This is a genomic window from Mycobacterium persicum (assembly GCF_002086675.1).
GTDB classification, from domain to species: domain Bacteria; phylum Actinomycetota; class Actinomycetes; order Mycobacteriales; family Mycobacteriaceae; genus Mycobacterium; species Mycobacterium persicum.
Genome location: NZ_MVIF01000015.1, coordinates 21,825 through 43,206, shown reverse-complemented (window position 1 = coordinate 43,206; position 21,382 = coordinate 21,825). Strand labels below are relative to the sequence as shown.

18 protein-coding genes and 1 pseudogene are annotated in these 21,382 nt (G+C 66.3%); 8 read left to right on the top strand and 11 right to left on the bottom strand.

What is annotated here, in order from left to right; genetic code table 11:
- Window positions 1–286 precede the first annotated feature (286 nt).
- The gene (locus BST40_RS32485) at window positions 287–409 is read left to right on the top strand and encodes a hypothetical protein (protein ID WP_279629015.1); all 123 of its coding nucleotides are present in this window, start codon (window positions 287–289) and stop codon (window positions 407–409) included.
- A 3-nt stretch (window positions 410–412) separates the two neighbouring features.
- On the opposite strand, the gene BST40_RS07580 is transcribed toward BST40_RS32485, so the two are convergent.
- Window positions 413–1,381 carry a hypothetical protein gene (locus BST40_RS07580; RefSeq protein ID WP_142276715.1) on the bottom strand — a complete coding sequence of 323 codons (969 nt, stop codon included), beginning with the start codon at window positions 1,379–1,381 and terminating at the stop codon, window positions 413–415.
- A 642-nt stretch (window positions 1,382–2,023) separates the two neighbouring features.
- Between BST40_RS07580 and BST40_RS07575 the strand changes: the two are divergent.
- The 5 genes and pseudogenes from BST40_RS07575 to BST40_RS30020 all read left to right on the top strand — a co-directional run bounded on the left by BST40_RS07575 (window position 2,024) and on the right by BST40_RS30020 (window position 6,875).
- Window positions 2,024–2,738: pseudogene (locus tag BST40_RS07575) on the top strand (DUF433 domain-containing protein).
- 9 nt (window positions 2,739–2,747) lie between these two features.
- Window positions 2,748–3,215 (top strand): PIN-like domain-containing protein, encoded by a 468-nt coding sequence (locus BST40_RS07570; protein WP_158083995.1) that lies wholly within the window; start codon window positions 2,748–2,750, stop codon window positions 3,213–3,215.
- Window position 3,216: 1 nt separating this feature from the next.
- Entirely contained in the window at window positions 3,217–4,572 is a 1,356-nt protein-coding gene (locus BST40_RS07565) for an adenylate/guanylate cyclase domain-containing protein (RefSeq protein WP_083153910.1), read from the top strand.
- Between the two features lie 1,232 nt (window positions 4,573–5,804).
- Window positions 5,805–6,146 (top strand): hypothetical protein, encoded by a 342-nt coding sequence (locus tag BST40_RS07560; protein ID WP_075548657.1) that lies wholly within the window; start codon window positions 5,805–5,807, stop codon window positions 6,144–6,146.
- Between the two features lie 390 nt (window positions 6,147–6,536).
- The gene (locus BST40_RS30020) at window positions 6,537–6,875 is read left to right on the top strand and encodes a lipoprotein LpqH (protein ID WP_083153908.1); all 339 of its coding nucleotides are present in this window, start codon (window positions 6,537–6,539) and stop codon (window positions 6,873–6,875) included.
- A 980-nt stretch (window positions 6,876–7,855) separates the two neighbouring features.
- Here BST40_RS30020 and BST40_RS32480 read toward each other — a convergent pair.
- The 5 genes from BST40_RS32480 to BST40_RS07530 form a co-directional block, all read right to left on the bottom strand.
- The gene (locus tag BST40_RS32480; RefSeq protein WP_083153907.1) at window positions 7,856–9,751 is read right to left on the bottom strand and encodes a serine/threonine-protein kinase; all 1,896 of its coding nucleotides are present in this window, start codon (window positions 9,749–9,751) and stop codon (window positions 7,856–7,858) included.
- A 36-nt stretch (window positions 9,752–9,787) separates the two neighbouring features.
- Window positions 9,788–11,284, bottom strand: coding sequence for a bifunctional phosphatase PAP2/diacylglycerol kinase family protein (locus tag BST40_RS07545; protein ID WP_083153905.1), 1,497 nt, complete (start codon window positions 11,282–11,284; stop codon window positions 9,788–9,790).
- 20 nt (window positions 11,285–11,304) lie between these two features.
- Complete coding sequence (locus BST40_RS07540) at window positions 11,305–11,919, bottom strand: muconolactone Delta-isomerase family protein (protein WP_075548661.1); 615 nt, start codon at window positions 11,917–11,919, stop codon at window positions 11,305–11,307.
- 58 nt (window positions 11,920–11,977) lie between these two features.
- The gene (locus BST40_RS07535) at window positions 11,978–12,859 is read right to left on the bottom strand and encodes a glycoside hydrolase family 16 protein (protein WP_075548662.1); all 882 of its coding nucleotides are present in this window, start codon (window positions 12,857–12,859) and stop codon (window positions 11,978–11,980) included.
- Window positions 12,860–12,987: 128 nt separating this feature from the next.
- Complete coding sequence (locus tag BST40_RS07530) at window positions 12,988–14,007, bottom strand: NADP-dependent oxidoreductase (protein ID WP_083153904.1); 1,020 nt, start codon at window positions 14,005–14,007, stop codon at window positions 12,988–12,990.
- A 56-nt stretch (window positions 14,008–14,063) separates the two neighbouring features.
- Here BST40_RS07530 and BST40_RS07525 point away from each other — a divergent pair, with 56 nt between their 5' ends.
- On the top strand, window positions 14,064–14,798 hold the full coding sequence (locus tag BST40_RS07525; RefSeq protein ID WP_083153902.1) for a DUF3060 domain-containing protein: 735 nt from the start codon (window positions 14,064–14,066) through the stop codon (window positions 14,796–14,798).
- A gap of 4 nt (window positions 14,799–14,802) precedes the next feature.
- Here the strand turns inward: BST40_RS07525 and BST40_RS07520 are convergent, their stop codons facing one another.
- The 4 genes from BST40_RS07520 to BST40_RS07505 form a co-directional block, all read right to left on the bottom strand.
- Window positions 14,803–15,189, bottom strand: a complete 387-nt coding sequence (locus BST40_RS07520) for a hypothetical protein (RefSeq protein WP_083153901.1) — start codon at window positions 15,187–15,189, stop codon at window positions 14,803–14,805.
- Window positions 15,190–15,256: 67 nt separating this feature from the next.
- Complete coding sequence (locus BST40_RS07515) at window positions 15,257–16,663, bottom strand: DUF7159 family protein (RefSeq protein ID WP_075548684.1); 1,407 nt, start codon at window positions 16,661–16,663, stop codon at window positions 15,257–15,259.
- 226 nt (window positions 16,664–16,889) lie between these two features.
- Window positions 16,890–18,788, bottom strand: a complete 1,899-nt coding sequence (locus BST40_RS07510; RefSeq protein WP_083153899.1) for an Hsp70 family protein — start codon at window positions 18,786–18,788, stop codon at window positions 16,890–16,892.
- Window positions 18,789–18,941: 153 nt separating this feature from the next.
- On the bottom strand, window positions 18,942–20,171 hold the full coding sequence (locus tag BST40_RS07505) for a hypothetical protein (RefSeq protein ID WP_083153898.1): 1,230 nt from the start codon (window positions 20,169–20,171) through the stop codon (window positions 18,942–18,944).
- 43 nt (window positions 20,172–20,214) lie between these two features.
- Here BST40_RS07505 and BST40_RS07500 point away from each other — a divergent pair, with 43 nt between their 5' ends.
- Window positions 20,215–20,700 (top strand): nuclear transport factor 2 family protein, encoded by a 486-nt coding sequence (locus BST40_RS07500; protein ID WP_083153896.1) that lies wholly within the window; start codon window positions 20,215–20,217, stop codon window positions 20,698–20,700.
- Between the two features lie 10 nt (window positions 20,701–20,710).
- Here BST40_RS07500 and BST40_RS07495 read toward each other — a convergent pair whose 3' ends face one another.
- The gene (locus BST40_RS07495) at window positions 20,711–21,367 is read right to left on the bottom strand and encodes a L,D-transpeptidase family protein (protein ID WP_075548669.1); all 657 of its coding nucleotides are present in this window, start codon (window positions 21,365–21,367) and stop codon (window positions 20,711–20,713) included.
- Between the last annotated feature and the right edge of the window lie 15 nt (window positions 21,368–21,382).

The window sequence follows — 21,382 nt, the reverse complement described above, 5'->3', positions numbered from 1 at the left end:
GCAACCCAGAGCCATACCGCGATCCACCGCCGCCAGCGCCACCACGTTGCGGGCCCCGGAATCCTCTTCAGCTTGCGTGCGAACAGGCCGGTGACCTCAGTACCGAGTTTTCCTGGGGTCCAGGGCCAGTCGCGCCACACCTCAATGGCCGGCCACCAAGCGAAGGCGGCAAGTACACCGGACGTGCGCCGCGCGTTGATCCGCCATCCAGCGGTGTCGGTCGGCCCCGGCAGCACCGCAGACCGCGCGACGAGGTAAAGGGCTATCCGGGAGACAGGACTGCGTAATGGCCATCAAGAAGCAGACGGCAGCCCGCGCGAAGTTCGCCAAGGCCGCGCGGACGAAGAACAAGAATACGAAAGTTGGTCGCGCGGCTGCGAAGCGCGGTAAGGCGACCAAGCGCAAGTAGCTACTAGGACGCCTTCGGGTCCGGTAGTTCGACTAGTTGAATCTCTTGATCGAACCTGAGCCGCATGCGTTCTTGATGGGCTGGCTTCCCGCCAGGGATTGGCGGGTGTTGTATGCGCACGAGCATGCCCGGGTTGCGGTGCTCCTCGTTGCGGATGACCTTCAGAATCTTCGCGCCGTAGTTGAAGCCCGATCCCGGATCGTGGCACCCCACGAACTTGCCGACATGTTCTTCCGTCAGGTCACCGGCCTTGATGGTGGTGATTGGGACCGCGCCAGGTTCAAGAAACCCGAAGCGACGCGCCTCCTCTTGGGTCTCCTTGATGTAGTCGTTCATCTGTTTGGTGAGCGTTTCCATGTAGCTCTTGCGTGCCGTGTCCGCATCCTCAGCGGTGTACGGGTCAAGCCCCAACTCAGCGCGGACCGCGTTCGTGAAGTCCTCCATTGCTTTTCCTGCTTCCGCCACAAGTGGCGGTTTGGCAAGGGGCATGGTGGTCGCACTGATGAGCGCAAGCACAGCCGCGTTCAGTTTGCTCGCCGCACTCAGCACGGGCACCGGGGCGACGACGCGCAGGTTATTGAACGCCGTGGTGATCCGCTTAGTTTCGTCCACGAGATCCACGGCGTACTCGACCTTGTCCAATGCCTTCTTGTCCGGCAACCCCTGCATCGTCGCCGCCGCGTCGATGACCGCGTTGAAGATGCCCTTGGTGTCAATCGCCTTCTCGAAAACTGATGAGCAGACCTCACTGAAGGCGGTCGCTGTCTCGCGAATGATCTGCCGGTTGGACCGCAAGTCCTCGCGCTCAGCCTTGAGAGCGTCCATGCGCTCCTCTTGGTCGGCCTTCCGCCTGTCGCTGGCGCGCACCGACCGGGCCGTAATGAGCGGCGCTATGACTCCGGTGACGACCGCCCCGGCGAGCCCGCCCCACCAGAAGGATGACTGCGTCAGGAAGTCGGATACCGCGCTCACAGACGCCATTCTCCCAGGGACCGCCGACACAACTCGGCGTGTCGCCGTCCGTGTCCCCCGTACCCCGTCCGTACCCCCGACCGTGCCCGTACTGCGGCAGGACCTGGATCGTACCTACGGCGCCCTTAGCCATACTGCAATCGCAGGTAGAGGCGCTATTTCGTCACTCACTGCAACGTCGCGAGCAGCGGTTTTCGCTCACCTGTTCGGGCGTAGAAAAGGCTTCCCAAGCTGAATACGCGGGTTCGATTCCCGTCATCGGCTCCACGTTGACCAGCGTGAATGCTGTTCGATCCGTTCGAATCTCGTGCTCGGTGTCACCACGATGTCCCTGAAGCGTCACCGGTACCCGCCACCACCGCGCCGAGCGGACACTAGGTTCGGTCCGAGCGAACCCTGACCGATTCAGCGGTGGTTTCCTGATCGACCAGGTGGCCGTGGTGGAGGAACCTCCGCCACGCCATCGCACATCATCGTAAGCCCCACGCGATGTGGCCGGCGCCGCGCCGGTTGAAGGTCGGCGGGCAACACCAGCCGCGAGTTCGACGACCATCGCTGCCTCCGCACCCACTGCCTCCGACAGCCCACAGCGATCTTGGCTTCGCCAACGGAACTGTCGGCCAGCGCCGATAGCGTTGTGCCATGCTTTCAACCATGTCGGTCACCTCGATGCTCGATCGAGACGTCTACGTGTATGCCGAAGTCGATCGGCTCATTGGGCTCCCAGCTGGCACCGCGAAGCGTTGGATCAACGGTTACGAGCGTGGCGGCAAAGAGCACCCGCCGATCCTGCGCGTCATGCCCCGAGACACGGCCTGGGTCACCTGGGGGGAGTTCGCACGAGACTCGCATGCTCGCCGAATACCGCGATCGGCGAAAGGTACCCATCGCGCGGCAGCGCGCGGCAATTGAGCGCCTACGCGCACAGTTCAACCTCCGGTACCCACTGGCACACCTTCGCCCTTTCCTGTCGACCCACGAGCGGGACCTAACGGTGACCGGCGAGGACGTCGGCCTTAACGACGTCGAAATGACGATCCACACCGGCCAAGCCCTACTTGGTGACGCGCGGTGGCTCGCCGAGACGGCGACGCTCAGCCAGGATGACCTTGGCGAGCCCGTGATCGTTGAGCTTCCTGCCGACAAAGGGTTTCCCGAAATCGTGATCAACCCAAGCCGATACAGCGGCCAGCCCACGTTTGTTGGGCGGCGTGTGTCGCCGGTGACGATCGCCCGAATGGTCTTCAGCGGCGAGCGGCGCGAGGATCTGGCCGCCGACTACGGACTAAGCCTGCGGCAGGTGCAGGACGCGATCGACTACACCAACAAGTACAAGCTCGCGAAGCTGGCAGCGTAAAGCCGGGAAATGCTGCAACTCGACGACGTGACCTACGGTGTCGACGAAAACTTGCTTCGCGTGGGGGCAGCGCTTGTTGCTGTGCGGAAAGACACCGCCCGGTTCGGCCGCACGCCCGTCGGCGACATGCTGCCGCCGGGCATCCTCGACACCGACTGGATCCCGATTGTCGGCGAACGCGGGTGGGTGGTAATCACCAACGATAAGCACCTACGGACGCGGCCAGTAGAGGCCGAGTTGGCGATAGCCCACAAGCTCAAAGCTATCCACTTGCACGGCAAGGTTGGCAAACAGTCGGCTTGGGCACAGCTGACGCGGATCGTCACAAGGTGGCCGGCTATTGAGCATCACCGCGAGAAGGCGCCGGAGGGGCCGTGGTGGCTGTGGGTGCGCCGCCGGCCGCCTTGGCGACGCCGCGCCCGCAAGCGCATGAGCGAAATGCGCAGACCTTCGACTCGCCTGATGCCAGGATGTTGACGTGACCAACGCGCCGCTGCGCTATGCCCGCAACGGGGACGTGCGGTTGGCCTACCGCGTGTTCGGCGACGCCGGCCCTTTTCTCATCTGGGTATCGGGCTGGGTGCTGAGCAATGTCGACACGATCGACGAACCCGGAAGCCCGTACGCGGAATTCGTCGACCTGGTTTCTCAGTCGACCCGGTCCATCGTTTGGGACAGACGCGGGACGGGCCTGTCGGACCCCTCGACTCAGCCACCGTCAATAGACCAGCGCATCGACGATGTGCGAGCCATCCTGGATGCCGCTGGCGCCGACCGGGCGGCATTCCTCGGCACCAGCGAGGGCGGATCGGTGAGCGTGGTATTCTCCGCCACCCACCCGGAACGGGTTGCCTCCCTTGTTCTTTACGGCACCACGGCACGGTATTCCCAAGAGCTGCCCGACTTCCCGTGGGGATTCACGCCTGCCGAAATCGAATCGCAGCTCGACGAGATCGACAGTCGCTGGGGAGATGGCGCACTTGCAGATCTGTTCTATGGTGCGACTGCCGACACGCCTGGCGTAAGGGAAATGTTTGGCAAGCTCCAGCGCGCCATGGCGAGTCCGACGATGGCCAAGCTGTGGTGGAAAGCGTTCATGGAGATCGACGTCCGCGGTGTGCTCGCCTCCGTGCGAGCGCCTTCCTTGGTCATGGCGCGCCCCGGTGATCGGTTGGTGCCCATCGAGGCGGCGGCGGCCTTGGCCGCCGCCATTCCGGAGGCGCATTTTCAACCACTGCCGGAGGGTCCCCATAGCCCCTTCGACATCGCCGGCGACATCGTGTCTTCGACCGTGGACTTCGTCTGCGAGAAGCCGAGCGAACGACCCGACGAACGCATCCTGAAGACGGTGCTGTTCACCGACATCGTCGGCTCCACCGAACAACTTGGCACCCACGGCGACGCGCACTGGCGTCGTCAGCTCGATGCGCACGACAGGGCAGTCGACTGGCTGTTGGAGAAGTACGGCGGTCACCGGGCCAAGCACACCGGAGACGGAATCTTCGCACTCTTCGATGGGCCGACCAAGGCGGTTCGGTGTGCGTTGGAGCTGGTGCCGACCCTGGCCACCCGCGGCATCCCGATCCGAGCGGGCGTCCACATCGGGGAGTGCGAGCGACGCGGCGCGGAGTGGAGCGGCATGGCGGTACACACGGGCGCTCGCATCGGCGCATTGGCGGGAACCGGTGAGGTGCTCGCCAGTCGCACGGTCCGCGACCTCTCCGCCGGATCGGGCCTGACCTTCGAAAGCCTTGGGCCACAACAACTCAAGGGCCTACCCGAAGCGATCGACGTCTACCGGATCACGACGCCGACGAGCGGCCTGACGAAATAGCGCTATCACGGTGCCTGCCCGCTTCTGCTTCAGCAACGTGTTCGCCACCGAGGTACCACCGGCCATTCATGAGAACTCGCTTGGGCACGAGCCGACGCCGGTGCACTTGACTGGCCGCCGTGGGAGGTGGACTTACCGGTGGTGATGTCAACATCCTCGGTGCATCGAATTTCCGGGTTTGCCTTGGCTGGGAACCACCAACGTCCAACGCTATTGCGGTGCTTCGAAGGCCAAACGGCGCGGTGGCTGCAGCGGCCAATCATTTTCCCAGTGCCTCCTTGGTTGTCGCGCACCTGATGCCACACCGGACCAGCGGTCCAACCGGGCAGCCCAACCATGTGTGGGATATCAAAGCGGAAAGCAGCGTTGGCTTTACTGCGCGATGAAACATGAATGACGACAAACGATCTCAACGGGGCCGGACACATACCCTTTCCAAGTGTAGCGGCACGTGGCGGGTCCAGCCCGTGACCACTACCCGAATCCGTTGATGTGAGCGAACACACGCATGCACCATGCACCGAGATCGCCGCGCGCATGGCGTCGTGCCCGCGTCTGAAACGGAAGATCGCCACAGCAGCCGCTGTAGCGAGTTGTTCGGCGATCTGATGCTCACCAGCGAAACGATGCAGTAGCGACGAAGCCGGGAACAGGCTCTGGTGTTGGGTTCGGGAACTGCCTTCGACGGCTGACCGCCGGAGAGCATCACCACCTGCGCCTTACGTCTACGAGTTGGCCCGCAACAGCATGGTTTATCGGGTGGGCGGGTGACTGGTAGGTGAATCGATCTGTGCCGGCTCAGCGGCGCCATCGGCGGCTCGCCAAACCGATCTCACCCGCTTAACCAGCGCGATCGAATGCTGTACCAGCACGATGGGTTTACCCCCTATTCAGCAGGGCAAACATGGAATGTCATCGCGATCGAGGCCGTACCGTGCCGGTGTGACACGATCGACCTCGCGCCGCGATATCGGGCCAGCCGCCCCCGCTGCGGGCGTGCCGACCATCGCTGTTCGCGACGTCGACTGGAACGTCGCCTGGACAAAATTCAGATGTTGTCGACAGGCACCAGTCAGCCTGTTCGGCCCGCGAACTGGACAGCGGACTCCGCGTGATTGGCCAACCCCGCAGCGCTTCAAAGCGGGCATTCGAGCACCGAAGACAGATCGCCCTGAGCAACGGCGTTCCGCTTACCCTGGAATGATCAGCGCACCAATGGGTATGAACGAGACATGCTTATCCGACGAATACTACTTTTCGCTGGTGTGGTGGCATTGCTGGTGAGTTTGGTGGGACTGCTGGCCCCGGTGTCGGTTTCCCCTGGATTACACACCGTCGCGTGCGGAAACGCCTTGTCCCCCGATCTCTCCGCCGCCAGAAACAGAGACGACCGAACCCCGGCCAATGTGCCGATGGGCGGCCAGGTGGTTGCGGACATCAATTACACAAGGCTGTGTCAGATGGAGATCGAGGATCGACGGATCTGGACGATCAGCCTGGCCACTGCCGGAGCGCTTGCCGTCATCGTGGCTGTGGCGATGGCTGCGTGGTTCAAGCGCGTGCCACAGCGATGACTGCATCGATACTCCAAGCTTGCTCACCTGGACCACGACGCCGTGGGCCGATCGCGTCATTCGCGAGGCGCTCCCTGCAGTAGCGAGTCCTCAATCGTTGCCGAATTGATACCTACTCCGGTGTTTTGGCCGGGGTTTCCGTGGCTACGCCTGCGTGGAAGGAGTTCCCCCAACAAAGGCGGCGGCTCACTGCATCGGCGTGCGCGGTCTGACCTGACTTGGAGGTACCTGGCTGCGTCGCCGCGCGCCGGGAGCAAACCGAGTGTCGTAGTCATCCTAGTCACGGGAAAGGTCGGAACTGCGGTGTATAACCGAGTCGTCAACGCGACGGCGGCGGTATCGGTCATTGCCGCTGTCGTAGCTGGATGCTCATCGGAATCCCACGCGCGGGTGGAGGCCCGCACCATCAAAGTGCTCATCAACGGTAGCGACACTGGTCATCACCTGGTGGATTGCACGCAGGTGCGCTGGCTTTGGACCCTGAAGACACTTAGGGACGATCCCGGCATCACCGCGCAACTGGAAACCGGCGGTGACGTTGTCGCAAAATTGGTGCAAATCAACAACCTCGGCGGTTTCACCGGTACCTTCGGCCAGGACGTTACCGGTGCGGCACAGGCCAGCCTTCGGAATGGGACTTTCACGATCGTCGGCACCGCAGTCGGGTGGTATGACGACAAGCCCGGTGAACGATCGAGTGCGAGGTTCGAAATCATCACCGCGTGTTAACGAGGTCGGCGCATCGACAGCGTCGATGCTGTTACAGCCCATGGCGAGCCAGCCAGTCGTCGATACTTTAGGCGACACTGTGCCACCCGCTCTCCAGCATCATGACGTGGCCCATATCGGGAAAGATCTCCACATCTGCCTGGTAAACCCTCGCCACCGCTGACGCGTCCCCGTCGACTCGCGAGCGGTCGTCGCTTGCGCCGAGAACAAGCAACGGTGCTGTCACAAGACGGGCATTGGGAAGCCGCCTCACCGTTTCTCGTGCAGCGCACGGACTTTCGGGCTTCAAGCGGCGAACACAAGACCTCACACACGGGCCGCCGCCACGCCAGAGTGCTCAGCGGAGTATAGATCTGGCCGTCACTTCTTTCACAGTGATCTCTGGCCGGCCCGGTACACAATTTGCCCGGCTAAGCGCGACAAGTAAAGGCGCGCAACGAATTGTCGCTCACAGCGATGATCGCCTGCGCCCCCGCGTGGGAAGGTGGAAATCGCGTGCTTGTGGTTGGGGCGCCGACTGTGCGCTGACGACGCCGACTGTGCGCTGACGACGCCGACTGTGCCGTCAGGGCGGCCGATCGCGGCGGTTCCCGCCCTACATACACAGTCAAAGCCCTGAGCGCACACTCGATACGGCGGCATGACAGTCGATTCGGTGGTGCACCGGGCCACATCCCCACACACCCGCCATCACAAGGGGTTTGAGCGACGGTGCGGTGTCGGCGTGCTGAAAACCAAGCCACAGTGTGGGCAAAACGAAACACCCCGAACCCGCGGAGACTGATGTGGCTGATGGGAAAAGTCGCAGTTGCGTCCTAGGACTCGGGGCATACGATCAGCGTGGTCCTGGTTGCCGGCAGCAGCGCGATCATTGAGCACAGCGTCGCGACCACCCCACCGCGGAACCAGCCGCCGACCGACGTACCCGCGGCTGCGTGAGCCGACCAAGGTCGTGACACCACCAAAGCCGATCGCCGAGCCTAATCGCCGGTGCGCTCGAATGTTTCGTCGAACTCGACGCTGAGGGTGCACGACTGGATCTGCTCGTGGTGACCGTGCGCGGTGAGCAGCATGATCGGATCCTGCGGCGGTTGCGGCAGGGCGAACTCCGCGGTGTCTTTGACCGGCGTCGTGCCGCCGCCGTCGCATGTCGCTTCTCGCTCGGTCGACAGGATCCAACTCCTGCTGCTGAACACCAGCGGCTTTGAGCCGTCCGGTGGCGCGTGGAAAAAGCTCATGCACCGCTCGCCGGTGCGCAGACAGTCGGTGCGGACGGCCCAGTCATATTGCTTGGGTGTCGCGCCGTTGGCCCATTTGACCGTGTCGTGGTAGCGGCCATGCAGTGCCTCGGCCGGCGACACCACCCGCGGCGGCTGGCTCGCCGGATCCGACACCGCGGTGACGTCGACGTCTCCGGTCCGGGTGAAGGTCACCGCCTTCTTGATCGCGCAGCCGTTGGCGCTGGTCTTGCTGAATTCGCCGGAAAGCGTGCCGTCGGGCCGCGGTTGCAGTATCAATACCACCCAAAATTCGGCGTTGACGTCCTGGCACGTGGCGGTGGTGAGACCCACCGACAGCCAGTGTCCGCCGACGTCGTCGAACACCATCGTCGGCAACGATGTCGTTTCGCCGCCCAGACGTGTCGCCGTGGCCACGCAGCCGGTGTTGCGGCACACCGAGCGCACCCCCCAGGTGGTCGTCGAGGCCGTCGCACCCGGGATGGCTAGGCCGTCCAGGCCGGGGCCGGTGGCCGCGTCGTAGTCGCCCCGGTAGGTGCCGGTGAACGGACCGGCGCTGGGCACGGCGGCCGAAGGCGCCCCCGCCACCGCCGCGCTGCTCCGACCGTGGTTCCCGGACAGCTTCACGGCCGCCAAGACTCCGGCCGCGCTGAGCACCGCGACGGCCACCAGCGCGGCAACCAGGACCCGAGTGCGCCGTACCGGCCGCTTGGCGAGGTGCGGCTGGGCTGGCGGCACCGGGGCCGCACGTGTCGGCGCCAATTGGGTGTCCTGGTGGCTTTGCCCTTGAATGGGCGCCGGCGCGCACCGGGAGTCCAGATGCTCGGTGAAGTCGCGGCAGTGGGTGAACCGCTCGGCCGGCTTCTTGGCCATCGCCCTGGCGAACACCGGATCTAGGGCCGCCAGTTCGGGGCGGCGCTCGCCGATCGGTGGCGGCGGGGCCATCACATGTTTGGTGATGACGGCCGCGGCGCTGGGCGACTGGTAGGGCTGGGTGCCGGTGAGCATATGAAAAGCGGTGCAGGCCAACGCGTATTGATCCGCGCGCCCGTCGATCGGCTCCCCCATCAGCTGCTCGGGTGCGGCATAGGCGACTGTGCCGATCGCGAAGTTCGTGGCGGTCAGACCCGCGGTGTCGTCGACCGGCCGGGCAATCCCGAAGTCGGCCAGGAACACCCGTTGGGTCTCCGACCCGGGATCGGCGATCAGGATGTTGGCCGGTTTGACATCACGATGCAGCAGACCGCGCTGGTGTGCGTAATCCAGTGCTGACCCCACCGCGGTGATGATCGGCACCGCCAGGTCCAGCGGCATGCCGCCGGGATAGCGTTCGCCCAACAGTTTGGCCGCATCGGTGCCGGCGACGAAGTCCATGGAAATCCAGAACTGGCCGCCGGACTCGCCACGGTCATGGATGCCGAGAATGTTGGGATGCCACAGGCTGGCGGCGATGTCGGCCTCGCGGACGAACCTGGCGCGGTACTGCGGGTCGGCGGTGAGCTCAGCAGAGAGCACCTTGAGCGCGTCGCGGCGCGGCAACCGCGGATGCTGGGCCAGGTATACCGTGCCCATCGCGCCCGCGCCCAACACTCGCAGGATGGTGTATCCCGCGAACACCTCGCCAACCGCGAGCGGCATTGGCACATGGTAGGTCGGCGATTTCGGTCACCGAGGTCAATTCGGGGGAAGCGGGCGAAATACCGGCAACGCCCGATACTTGGCGCTGAAGCTGGCCTTGTCGTATTCCTCGCCCACCTCGCCGTCGTGAGCGACGACGGTGGGCCCGTCGACGGCGGCGAAACTGAACTCCGGCACTTGCAGTTCGTGGTAGAGCGGGCTGCGTTGCAGTCGGCCCAGCGCCAGCGCGCCCAAAATTCGCACGTTCGCCAGTCGCCGGCCGGTTTCCAGAATGCGGACGTCGATCAGGCCGTCATCCATCCGGGTACGCCGCGCGGGGGCGAATCCGGTGGGCAGATACACCGAGTTGCCCAGGAAGAACAACGACGTGTGCACGGTCTTGTTGTCGTAGCGGATGCGCACGGGCTGGTCGTGGCGCAGCGTGTGCAACGTGGCATAGATGCTGGCCAGCGGCTTGCCGATACGTCTTTCCAGCTTTTCTCGGTACCGCACGAAGGTGGGGTACGCGCCGATGCTGGCGTTGTTGACCACCATCCGGCTTTCGTTGAGGCACACCAGGTCGACGCGGGCGACGCTGCCGGCCCGGATCGCCTCGACGGTCTTGCCCACCGTGTCGCACCCGATGTCCTTGGCGAAATGGTTGAACGTCCCGGCCGGAAACACCGCCAGCGGGAGCCCTGCATCGTAGGCGACCGCCGCGGCGGTGGACACCGTGCCGTCTCCCCCGCCGACCGCCAGCACCTCGGCGCGCCCGGCCGCGGCCCGCAGGACCTGTTCCGGGTCATCGTCGGGACCCAGCTCGACGATCTCGGTCCGAGGTAGCTCGCGACGTATCTCGTCGAGCGCCCGGGCGCCGTTACCGCCGCCCGATGCCGGGTTGATGACCAGGACGACTCCGGCGCCGTCGGGTCGTGGCGGGGTCGGCACCCGCAGCGGTTCGGTAGTCGGCAACGTCGTCTCGACGATCGGCGGCACCAGCCGCCCGCCCAGCACGGCGATGCCGGCGCCGATGCCGAAACCGGCAAGGACATCGCCCGGGTAATGCGCTCCGGTCGCCACCCGGGACAAACCCACCAGGCCGGCCAGCAATGCCAACGCGAACCCCAGCGGTGGATTCTCCAGCCCGACCCCGACGGCGAACGCGGCCGCACTGGCCGAATGACCGGACGGCAGCGAATTTGATGTGGGGCGCCGGCGCACCCGCCGGACCAGCGGTACCGAGTCGTCGAAGGGCCGCGGGCGCCTACGGATTCGCTTGGCGACCTGGTTGGTCACCAAGCTGGTGACCCCCAGCGTCACGACGCCGCGTACCGCACCGCGCTGCGCCGCGGGCTTTTTCGTGGCGAGCAGGCCCGCAGCGATGGCCAACCACAACTTCGAGTGATCGGCCGCGCGGGTCAGCGGCGGCATCACCAAGTCGAGCAGCGGAGTCTGCGCCTCGGCGATCACCCCGAACAGTTCCCGATCGAGGCTGCCCAGGCCCCGGGTGATCGCTGTGATACTTCGCGCGCGTTGCCGGGGCCACCTGTTCACTCAACCCACCCTAACGCCGGTCACCGCGACCGAATCGGGTCGTCGGGATGCGGGCTCAGTGGCGTGGTCTCGATGGTCATCCATCCCGACAGCGGCAGCGATTCCAGGATCGCCATCAGCTCGCCGGGATCCCGGGCCCGCCACAGACCCACCATGCACGGGCCGTCCGGCCCGCCGGGCAGCGTCCAGAGCCGCACCAGGTGTCCAGCCTCGGCCAGGTCACGGGCGCGGCGGGCCTGGCGCGCCGAGGCGTCGTCGACGACGGGCGCCGCCGTGCCCGGTGGCACCGTGACGGTCATGGCGATCAAGAACTCCGGCCCCTTACCGGGCCGCGGAGTTATCCCCGCGCCGGGCGGGTCGTCGGGATGGCAGCCGAGCGCGCAGACCTCGTCGGTGCGCCAGATCCGCAGGGGCATCGAGGCGAGCAGCCGCTCCAGACACTCGTCGTCGGCGGCGGCGAAAAGCGCCAGCGTGCGCCATTCCCCGGGCCCAACCGGTGGGCGCCACATCCGAAGCAGGCTGCCCCTGGCCGCGAGCTCCCGGGTGCGCGCGGCCTCACCAGCGCGGACGTCGCTGACCTGGTCGGCCGACGTGCCCTCGGGAACACGGGTGGTCATGGTGACCAGAAATTCCATGCTGTCTCCCGGGCAAGCCGTGCCGAGGGCTATTCGGGGTGACCCCGGAGCTTGGTGCCTAGAAGACGCGGACCCAGTCGACGAGCATCTCCTGCGGGTAGGTGCCGGCCGCTGGATCGCCGCCACCGGAACCGCCGACGGCGAGATTGAGCACCGGGAACATGGTGTAGTCGGGGTCGTTGAACGGCCACTCGCGGATGGGCTCGTCCAAATCTTCGATGCCGGTCGCCGGAACACTGAAGTACGGCTGCATGCCGTCGGCATAGTCCAACCAGAAGTACATCCCGCTGGGATTCCAGGTGACCCGCCAGTTGTGCCAGCCGCCGTCCACGCCAATTGGGCAGGTCTCGAATGCCGTGCCGTCCGGGTTGGCGTGGACGGTGGTTCCCGACGGCCAGGTACCGTTGCCGTACCACTCGATCAGGTCGACTTCACCACTGCGGCCGGGGTCGTCGTTGGACAGCCACCAGGCGGGCCACATTCCGGGCGCCAGGCAGTTGAACTTGATCCGGGCTTCCCACGTGGTCCCGATGCCGCCCCGCCACAAGCCGTGGACCAGGCCGCCGAAGTATCCGTTGCCGTCCCGGGTGGCGCGCAACACCAGGTTGGAGTTGCCGTCCAGGAACACATTCTGGCGGCTGTCGCGGTACTGCCCCCAAAATTGGGGCTGGTCGAACCCGACGGGGTTCTTGATCGGCGTCCGATGGTTCGACACCGCCCACTTCGCCGGATTGGGAGCCGAGCCGGCCGGGCCGTCGAACTCGTCGTGAAAGAGGAAACCACCGGTTGCCCCTGCAGCCGGGGCCAACGGCGTCGGACCCGCCGGCGCCGCCGGAGGGGACGGGGCGGCCAAGGCTGTGGGGGCCGGGATCGCGGCCGCCAGCGCGCCGAATCCGGCCATCATCATCAGTCGGCGACGGTCAATCTCGGGCATAAGCATGGGACGATAGCAGCTCACTGTGCGCGGCGCCGACTCCGGGGCGACCCGTCTTCGCTTCGTGTCCAGGCCGACGCGGGTCATCGATATCGTGCAAGAAGCGCAAGCGTCACAAGCGCTCTCGCGTACTGTCAGGCCCCGGACGGTTCGCTGATCTTGACCAGCGTCTTGCCGATGTTGGCCCCGGTGAACAGCCCGTTGAGGGCGTCGACGCACGACTCGATGCCGTCGAAAATGGTCTGCCGGTGGGTGAGCCGCCCCTCGGCCTCCCACTGGCGCAGGTGGGCGAAAGCCTCGTCGAAGCGACCCCACCGCTCGAGGGTGTTGAAGCCTTGCATGAGCGCGCTTTTGGACAGCAGGTTGACGTAGTTGGCCGGACCCGGGTGCTCGCCGGTCAGGTAACTGGAGATGACACCGCACAGCACCACCCGCGCCTTGTGGGCGAGCCGGCCCAGCACCGCGTCGAGGATGGGGCCGCCGACGTTGTCGAAGTAGACGTCGACGCGCTGGGGGCAGTGCACTGTGAGCGCGGCGGAAAGATTCTCGTTCTGGTAGTCGATGCACGCGTCGAATCCGAAGTCTTCGACCACCGCCCGGCACTTCTGCGGCCCGCCGGCGATGCCCACCACCCGGGCTCCGGCAATCTTGGCGATCTGCCCGGCCACCGATCCGGTGGCGCCCGCCGCCGCTGACACCACCACCGTCTCGCCCGGCTTGGGCCGGCCGATGTCCGTCATCCCGAAATAGGCGGTGGCCCCGGTCGGGCCGTACACCGACATGATCGCCAGCTGGTCACTTTCCCCCGGGATGGGTGTGCTGAACACGTCGTCGCGGATGATCACATACTCCTGGAAGCCGGTCAGCGTGGTTACGACGTCACCGACAGCGTAAGCGTCGCAACGTGTTTCGACGACTTCGCCGATTCCTGCCGCCCGGATGACCTCGCCCAGCCGCACCGGCGGAAGATAGCCGGGCTGGTCGTCCAGCCAGGTTCGGGCGGCCGCGTCGATGCCCACATAGGTGGTGCGCAGCAGCGCCTCGCCCGGTGCGGGCCGAGGCGCCGGTGAAGCGATCAGCTCGGTGTCATCGGGCTGGACCAACCCGGTGGGGCGGCGACGCAACACGATCTGGCGGTTGGTCAAGTCCGGCACGATGTCGAGCTTATTCGGGCCTATTCGGCAAGTTCCCGGTATGGGAGCATCTGTGCATGAATCCAGAGGACGACCCGGAAGCCCGGATCCGCCAGCTCGAGCAACCGCTGGCCGACGCGGCGCGCGCATCGGAGCTGGGGAGTCCGCAGCCACCCGGCGGCTCCGCATACCAGGCCTACCCGCCGCCGGGCCCGGTGCCGCCACCACCGCCGATGCCGCCTCCGTACGGCTCGACGTATGGGTCCTATGACTCGTATGGCTCTCAGCCGCCATTCCCGGGGGCCACACCGCGATCGTCGTCGGGCAACCGGCTGTTCTGGATTTTGGCGGCGGTCTTCGTCGTCGGAATCTTGGTTGTGGTCGGCGGCATCGTCGCCTATGCGGGAAGCCACCTTTCACGCACGTTGTCCACCCTGACCCCCACCTTCCCGACGATCAGCAGCCCAGCCGGAACCGTCCCGCCGCCGTCGGGCACTAAGACCCGGAACCCCTCGACCGGTCCGTCGATGTCACCGGCGCCGCCGCCGGGCGGCGACCTCACTGTCAGCGGCCTCAACGAAAACAAAACACTCGCCTGCAACGACAGCGTCGTCGAAATCAGCGGAATGTCCAACACGGTCGTGATCACCGGGCATTGCGCCAGCCTGACCGTCTCGGGAATCGAGAACACCGTCACCGTCGATGCCGTCGACACCATCTTGGCCTCCGGCATCAACAACAAGGTCACCTATCGCTCGGGCTCGCCGAAGGTCAGCAAGTCCGGCAGCGGGAACGTCGTCCAGCAGGGCTGAGGAGCTAGGTCGGTTCGTCGGCGGGATCGTCGAGGACGCTGACCGCGATGCCGTAGGGCAAGAACCGCACTTTGCGCTTGGGGTCGGTGTTGTCCTTGTTGGCCCGCAGGGCATCCAGTTCGGTCGCATACACCTGTTCGACGCGGGCGCCGCCGTCGGCATCCACCGTGTAAATGGCCCACACCCCGTCGCCGGCCTCGCCCGCCGTTTCCGGCGCCGGACGCCTGCGCCGCCCCAGATCCTCGAAGATCATCGACCACCCCGACCGCTCGCCGGGGCCGGTGAGGAACCGGTTGATCCGCTCGAACGCGTCGCGCAGACCCTCGCTGCCTTCCCTGATCACCCGATCGAAGTCGTCGGGGTCGAATCCGAACGGACCGTTGCTGCCCACGCGACCTCCTCGAAATTCATCCGGTTACTGCCCAGTGTGCGGGCAGTCGACCCGATCCGCTACCCGCCTACGGCCCCGGCTCGGGTGGGGGCGGCGGTGGCGCCGGCGGATAGATCGGAATCGGGATGGTGACGAACGGGACGTGCAGGTACATCGTCGCGATCGGGCTGGGCGGGGGAGCCTCCGGCGCCGGCGCCGGTGCCGGAGGCGGCGCGGCCGGCGGCGTGGTCGCCGGCGCTGCCGGTGGCGGGGCCTGCTCCACGGGAGCCTGCACCGGTGCCTGGCGGGTCGGCGCGCGACGGGGCGCCGGCGGCGGTGCCGCATTGACCGCCGTTCGGGGCGGCTGGGCGACCACCGGCGGCGGGGCCGACGAGGCCGGTGGCGGGGCCGCCTCCGGTGGCGGCGCGGCCGGTGGCGGCGCGGCCGGCGCCGAGCTGGGAGCAGGCAACTGCCCCTGCGGCGGTGTCTCAGGCTGGGCCTGGACCGTGGGCACGGTGACGGCGCCCTCGGGTGGGCTGGGCTGCGGAGCAGCCATCGGCCGCACATCCGACGAGATCACCAGCAGCCCGGTCGCGAGGGCCGCCGCTGCGGCCAGGGCACTACCGACCAGTTTCACCGGCCGGCGCCGCGGCGTGATCTCGTCGTCGTCCTCGTCGAGGGCGCTGTAGGCCAGGGCGCCTTGACCGGGGTCGGCATGAGCACTGACGTCCAGGTAGGTCGGGGTCAGGCCGCGCGGATTCACTTCGCCGGTGCCCGGGTCCAGCGCGTAGGCCAGCGCGGCCGTCGATGACACGAAAAGCGGCGCATTCGCCGACGCCAGCGCGGCGCCGCGGGCCAGCGCCATGTCGGGCTCCTCGGGGACGCTCACCACCAGCGATGTCGCGGCCTCCAGCGCGGGTTTGACCGGGACAATGTCGACCCCGCAACCGATCAGGAACACCCCGTCCGCCCGCGAACCCGCCGCGTCCAGACCGGAGACGATCGGCGCCAGTTCGGTCGCCATGGCGCTGTGGGCGCCAAGGGACTGCCGATGCAGGTCGACGATCGAGCCGTCGGTGACGTCGACGACTGCCAGCGTCGCACTGCCGGCCTCGACGAACAGCATCGCGATGTGCTGGTAGTCGAGCGCGGCGCCGACGGTCTGTGCCAGGGCGGCCGCGGCGAGCAGCGGCGAGACCAACATGACGCCGCCGATGTCGCGGGCGGCAAGCTCCTCACGCAGCGCACCGGCCCCGCCGGGGTCGATCCACGTCACCCCGGTCGATGTCAACCAGTAGCCGCCCTCGGTCGCGCCCTGGCGGGTGCCGATAATGGCCGCAATCGCCTCGGCGGCCGCCGCCGAATTCGCCGAGCCCTGCGACCCGGCGACCTCGAAGCTCTCTTCCTCGACGGTGGCACCGTCGGCGTTTTCGCCTTCGATCAGCACCAAGCGGACCGCCGAGGGCTCCATTGATACCCCAAGTACGATGTCCATCTGGCCCTCCCAGGCCATGTGGTAACTAGCCATGGGGGTCTAAGGCGGACGAACGTACCGCGCCGGCCGCCGTCGACAATCCTCACGCCGCATTGCTGGTGCGACTAGTTACATCCAAATAGCTGGCGCTTATAAAGTTGTGCCCAATTCGGACACTACTCGCGTCCAGCAGGTCGCGGACCGGTTCTGGTTAAGCTCAAAGCTGACTGCCAGCCGCGGAGTCGGCTCAGGGGGCGCCGGAACTCGCGAACGGATTCTGCGGCCCTTGAGGCTGCTGGGTCTGCGGCGCCGGGTTTTGCGGAGCCTGATTCGCCGGCACCTGAATTGGAATCGGCACGGGCAGCAGCGGGACGTGCAACCACTCCGTGGTCATCTTCACCGTCGAGGTGGTAGTCGGCGCATCTTCGGCCGTGGTGTCCTCAGGCTCGACCGTCGTGGTCGGCGTCGCCGAGGTGCTGCTGGTCGGCCGGGGACTTGTGGTGGTGGTGAGCCGAGGCGCGGTTGTCGTGGTCACCACCGGTGACGGCGCCAGCGTCGACGTCGGCGGCGGCGCCGTCAACGTCGGTGATGGCTGTGGTGGCGGCGCGACGGTCGTTGGGGCCGGAGCCGCACTGGGCGCCGGCACCGAGCTGGGCGGCGGCTTGACCGGGCTGGGCGCCGCCGCACTCGGCCGCAGCGACACCGAGGGCGCGGGCAGCGGCGCCACACTGGGCACCACGGGAGCCTGGCGCCGCTCGACGCCGGTCAAGGTGAATGCCACACCGCCGATCGCGGTCATCGCCACCACCGCGGAGAGGCCGATCAGCAGCTGAGAGAACCGCAACCGGCGCCACGGCGGTTCTTTGGGCGGGTCGATCACGTTCAAGCGCATCGACCAGCACGGGCCGTCCTCGTTGTAGGAGTCGCCCTCGAACCGCACCGGCACGTCGCCCGGGAAGTCCGTTTGCGACCAGGCCAGCTCGCGATCGGTCACCGCCTCCTGGTCGATCACCATCACGTCACCGGCCGGCAGCTCGATCAGGGCGGTACCGGACGCGGCCGCAGCCCTGGCCATCAAGCCGCCGGACGTCCGAGTGCGGAAGTCCAGCTCTCGTCCACGGGCAGCCAGCAACAGCGCACCGGCCGCGGCCGCGCAGGCCGGCTGCGAAACGGTCAGCACCGGGAGCCGGGTGTGAAAGGAAAGACGTTGAGTGACAAGCGGAATGCTGGCGCCGCCGCCGACGGTGACCACCGCTGCCAGGTCGGTCCAACTCGCCTTGTTGCGCGCCAGCATGTCGTCGAACGCGTAGATGAAACCGGTCAGCCGATCCTGGATCAGGTCATCGAACGTGTCCCGGGTGAGCCGGATCGTAGTGCTGGTTCCCGCCAGCTCCACAGCCAATTCCGTGACCGCGTCGGTGGATAACCGCTCCTTGGCCTCTCGGCACCGTTCCTTCAGCAGGCCGAGCTGGACGACCGCGGCGGTGCCGGCCTGATCGATGTCGTCGCGGCCGAGCCGGTCGATGACGTGCAGCAGTATCGCCTGGTCGATCTGTTCACCGGCGAAATCCTCGTAACGCATTGTGGCGCTTACCGGTTCGAAATCGGACCTGGTCTCCACCAAAGTAGCGTACGAGGCGGAGCCGCCGAAATCGAGCAAACCGACCACGCCACCGGCCGGGATAGCCAGCTCGGTATTCGCCGCCGTCATCGCCGCGATTACGTCGGGGACCAATTGCGGCGCCATACCGCTACGCACGAAGCCGACATGCGTGCGCAGGGCATTGCGCAGCGCCTGGACGGTTCCCGGTTTCCAGTAAGCGGGGACGGCGATCGCGATCTCCGACGAACTCGCGTCCGCGCCGGCGGCGACCACCATCGCGTCCAGCGCCTCGACCGTCAGCAGGTCCGGATCATGAGCCGAGCCGTCCGGGGACACCAGGGCAACCGAGTCGCCGACGCGTTCCACAAAACCACTCATCAATGTGCCGGACTCGGCCACGTCCGGGTTACGGTCGAGCACACCGATTTTCGGGGCGCAATGCGGGTACAGCGTCAGCACAGCGCGACGGACGACCGGAGTGCTTCGGTTAGCTGCCGCAACCAGGTTCGTGGTCCCGATCGACAACCCCAGCGGGTCGTACATAGAGCGGATACTTTCGTCGATAGGGTCGAAGGCCAGGGTCAACCATAGCCGCGGGCATACCGGATTGCGTTCGCTCCCAATCTCATCGGTATGCGGTCGATGCCGTGTCGTCACCGAAAAGGTACAACCATCACCTTGACATACGGCGTGGGGTCAGACGGCGGTCAGCGGCAGCGAACGCCTGGGCTGGAATACAAAGTTGGACCCGCCACTTACCTTGGCCACCAACACCTCCGGCAATTCGGATCCCGGCGTATCGGTTTTCGCCAGTTCGGCGGCCCACTCGGTGTTCGTCCCGGTGACCCGGACGGCGACGTGCGGGTCGACCGCGGTGGCGATCGCCTGCAGCGGTTGTCCGGATTCGGGCGTGCACAGCGAAATCCATGCGGCGTCGTCGTGCCCCGGCGAGCCGTGCACAAGCCAGCTGTCCCCCGTCGTCTCCGCCTCGATATAGCCGGCGGGGTTGAACAGCGGGTGCAATTCGAATACCCGGAACACGCCGCCGATTCCGCCGGGCAGGGCCAGTGCGCGATGGATGCGTTCCGCGGCCAGCCCGGCTATCCCGGTCAATTGGCGGGTGCTGATCGACCGGGCCAATTCGGCGTCCGCACCGGCGCGTTTGCCGACCGCGATGGCGAACGACAGGTATAGCAGGTGCATTTGCAGGCAGATTTCGTCGGCTATCCGCACCAGCGCCGAGTGAGAGAAGGCACCGAAGTCGAGATCGGACAGCAACGGGCCCGCATAGTCGGCCAGTCCGTCGTCGGAAGAGTCGATGGCCGCCAATTCCCAACGGGCAGCTTTACTTTGCGCAACGACGTGCAGCGCCGGGATGCCCCGGGCCTCGGGGTGGGATTCGTCGATGACGACGGTCCACGCGCAGTGCGGCTGCCGGTCGGCTGGCATGCGCGGCGGCCGGTGGATAGGCCTAACCTGCGCCCGCGGGTTGGTGGCCACCGCTGTGGCGTCGAAGGTCGGGTCCTCAATGGTGTGGCACATGCCGAAGACGTACTCGTCGCCCAGGGGTTCGACATCGAGCAGCGCACCGCAGTGGTCCAGGCGGAATTCGCCGTGCCACCGATCGTGCACGGTGAAGCGGAAGTCCATGAATTGCGGCGGAGCGCCGATATCGAGTTGCAGGCCCTTGAAGATGGTGGGTACGTCGTCACCCTGGAAGTTCAGCGCCTGTTGCATGCGCCTGGTGTAAATCGGGCTGGCTGCGGCCCACTCCTCGATCGCGATCTGCAGCATCTCCCCGCGGCCGAACGCCTGGATGCACCACGCCATACCGGAGCGGTCGATCAGCTGCCCGATCAACAGCAGTTCGGGCACCAGGATTGCCAGCTCCGCGCGGGACAACCTGGCGTAGCGGGATTGGCTCATGCCCCGACGATAATGTCGGCGGCGAACGTGCTGCAATGACGTGATGAACCCTGCAGACCTGGCGGCCCTCATGGCGGATGTCGAAGCAATCAAACGAATCAAGTACCGCTATCTGCGGGCCCTGGACACCAAGCACTGGGACGACTTCGCCGACACCCTGACCGAGGACGTGCGCGGCGACTACGGGTCGTCGCTGGGCAAGGAGCTGCATTTTTCCAACCGCACCGACGTGGTGGACTACCTGCGCTCGGTGTTGGGGCCCAACATCATCACCGAACACCGGGTGACCCATCCGGAGATCACGGTGACCGGCGACACCGCGACGGGCAGCTGGTATCTGCAGGATCGCGTCATCGTCGCCGAAGCCAATTTCATGCTGATCGGTGCGGCGTTCTACCGCGACGAGTATCGGCGGACCGCCGAGGGTTGGCGAATCAGCGCCACCGGATACGACCGCACCTACGAGGCGACGATGTCGCTGGCCAACCTGGGGTTCACCGTGCGACCGGGCCGCGCTTTGGCCGACTGACGGCCCGGGGTTACTTCGCGATCGCGATCACCGCGCCGGGCCGCAACCACCGGATGATCTGCACCAGTGTGGCATCGTCGATTGCCACGCATCCCGCTGTGGGTCCGCCGTCGGTGGTGTGGAAGAAGAACGCGGCACCGCCGCCGGGCACCTTGTTCTTGTTGACGCCCATCACCACCGAATGCTTGTACTGCGGGATCTGCAGGTTCTCACTCTCGGCGGTGTTGAACGGGCATTGGGCCTTCTGACACACCTGCATGCTGTTGAAGGTGGGGCTGTGGTCGTCCCCGCTCCACCAGTGGTTGGGTCCGACTTGCGTATACGGAAGTCCGCCACCGGGATTGGGCGCGGTGCCGAAAGCCGAGTCCAGGCTGTAGACGCCCATCGGGGTGGCCGGATAACCGCTCTTGGCCTGCGGCGCCATTCCCGCCGAACCGACATGGGTGGGAATCCCGGTCTTGAGCGGCTGCCAGCCGGCGGCGGTGCGCTGGTACACATCCATTTTCGCGGTGGAGCCGCCGGTCGAGACCACCGAAACCACCTGCGTGGCATTGCCGACCGAGTTCGCGAACCACGGATTGCCCGCCGCGACGGTCACCGGGGCGAGTCCCAGCGCCGCTCCGGCCAGGCACACCGCAGCACACAGTACAGCTCCCAGTCGGTGCATCGTTTCATCGTCAAG

Bases quoted from the DNA above. Each gene is read 5' to 3' on its own strand.
- BST40_RS07510 (WP_083153899.1), bottom strand. From the start codon at position 18,788: ATGTACGACCCGCTGGGGTTGTCGATCGGGACCACGAACCTGGTTGCG.
- BST40_RS07560 (WP_075548657.1), top strand. From the start codon at position 5,805: ATGCTTATCCGACGAATACTACTTTTCGCTGGTGTGGTGGCATTGCTG.
- BST40_RS32480 (WP_083153907.1), bottom strand. From the start codon at position 9,751: ATGCCGCTCGCGGTTGGCGAGGTGTTCGCGGGATACACCATCCTGCGA.
- BST40_RS07535 (WP_075548662.1), bottom strand. From the start codon at position 12,859: ATGCTTATGCCCGAGATTGACCGTCGCCGACTGATGATGATGGCCGGA.
- BST40_RS07525 (WP_083153902.1), top strand. From the start codon at position 14,064: ATGAATCCAGAGGACGACCCGGAAGCCCGGATCCGCCAGCTCGAGCAA.
- BST40_RS32485 (WP_279629015.1), top strand. From the start codon at position 287: ATGGCCATCAAGAAGCAGACGGCAGCCCGCGCGAAGTTCGCCAAGGCC.
- BST40_RS07570 (WP_158083995.1), top strand. From the start codon at position 2,748: ATGCTGCAACTCGACGACGTGACCTACGGTGTCGACGAAAACTTGCTT.
- BST40_RS07540 (WP_075548661.1), bottom strand. From the start codon at position 11,919: ATGGAATTTCTGGTCACCATGACCACCCGTGTTCCCGAGGGCACGTCG.
- BST40_RS07500 (WP_083153896.1), top strand. From the start codon at position 20,215: ATGAACCCTGCAGACCTGGCGGCCCTCATGGCGGATGTCGAAGCAATC.
- BST40_RS07495 (WP_075548669.1), bottom strand. From the start codon at position 21,367: ATGCACCGACTGGGAGCTGTACTGTGTGCTGCGGTGTGCCTGGCCGGA.
- BST40_RS07505 (WP_083153898.1), bottom strand. From the start codon at position 20,171: ATGAGCCAATCCCGCTACGCCAGGTTGTCCCGCGCGGAGCTGGCAATC.
- BST40_RS07515 (WP_075548684.1), bottom strand. From the start codon at position 16,663: ATGGACATCGTACTTGGGGTATCAATGGAGCCCTCGGCGGTCCGCTTG.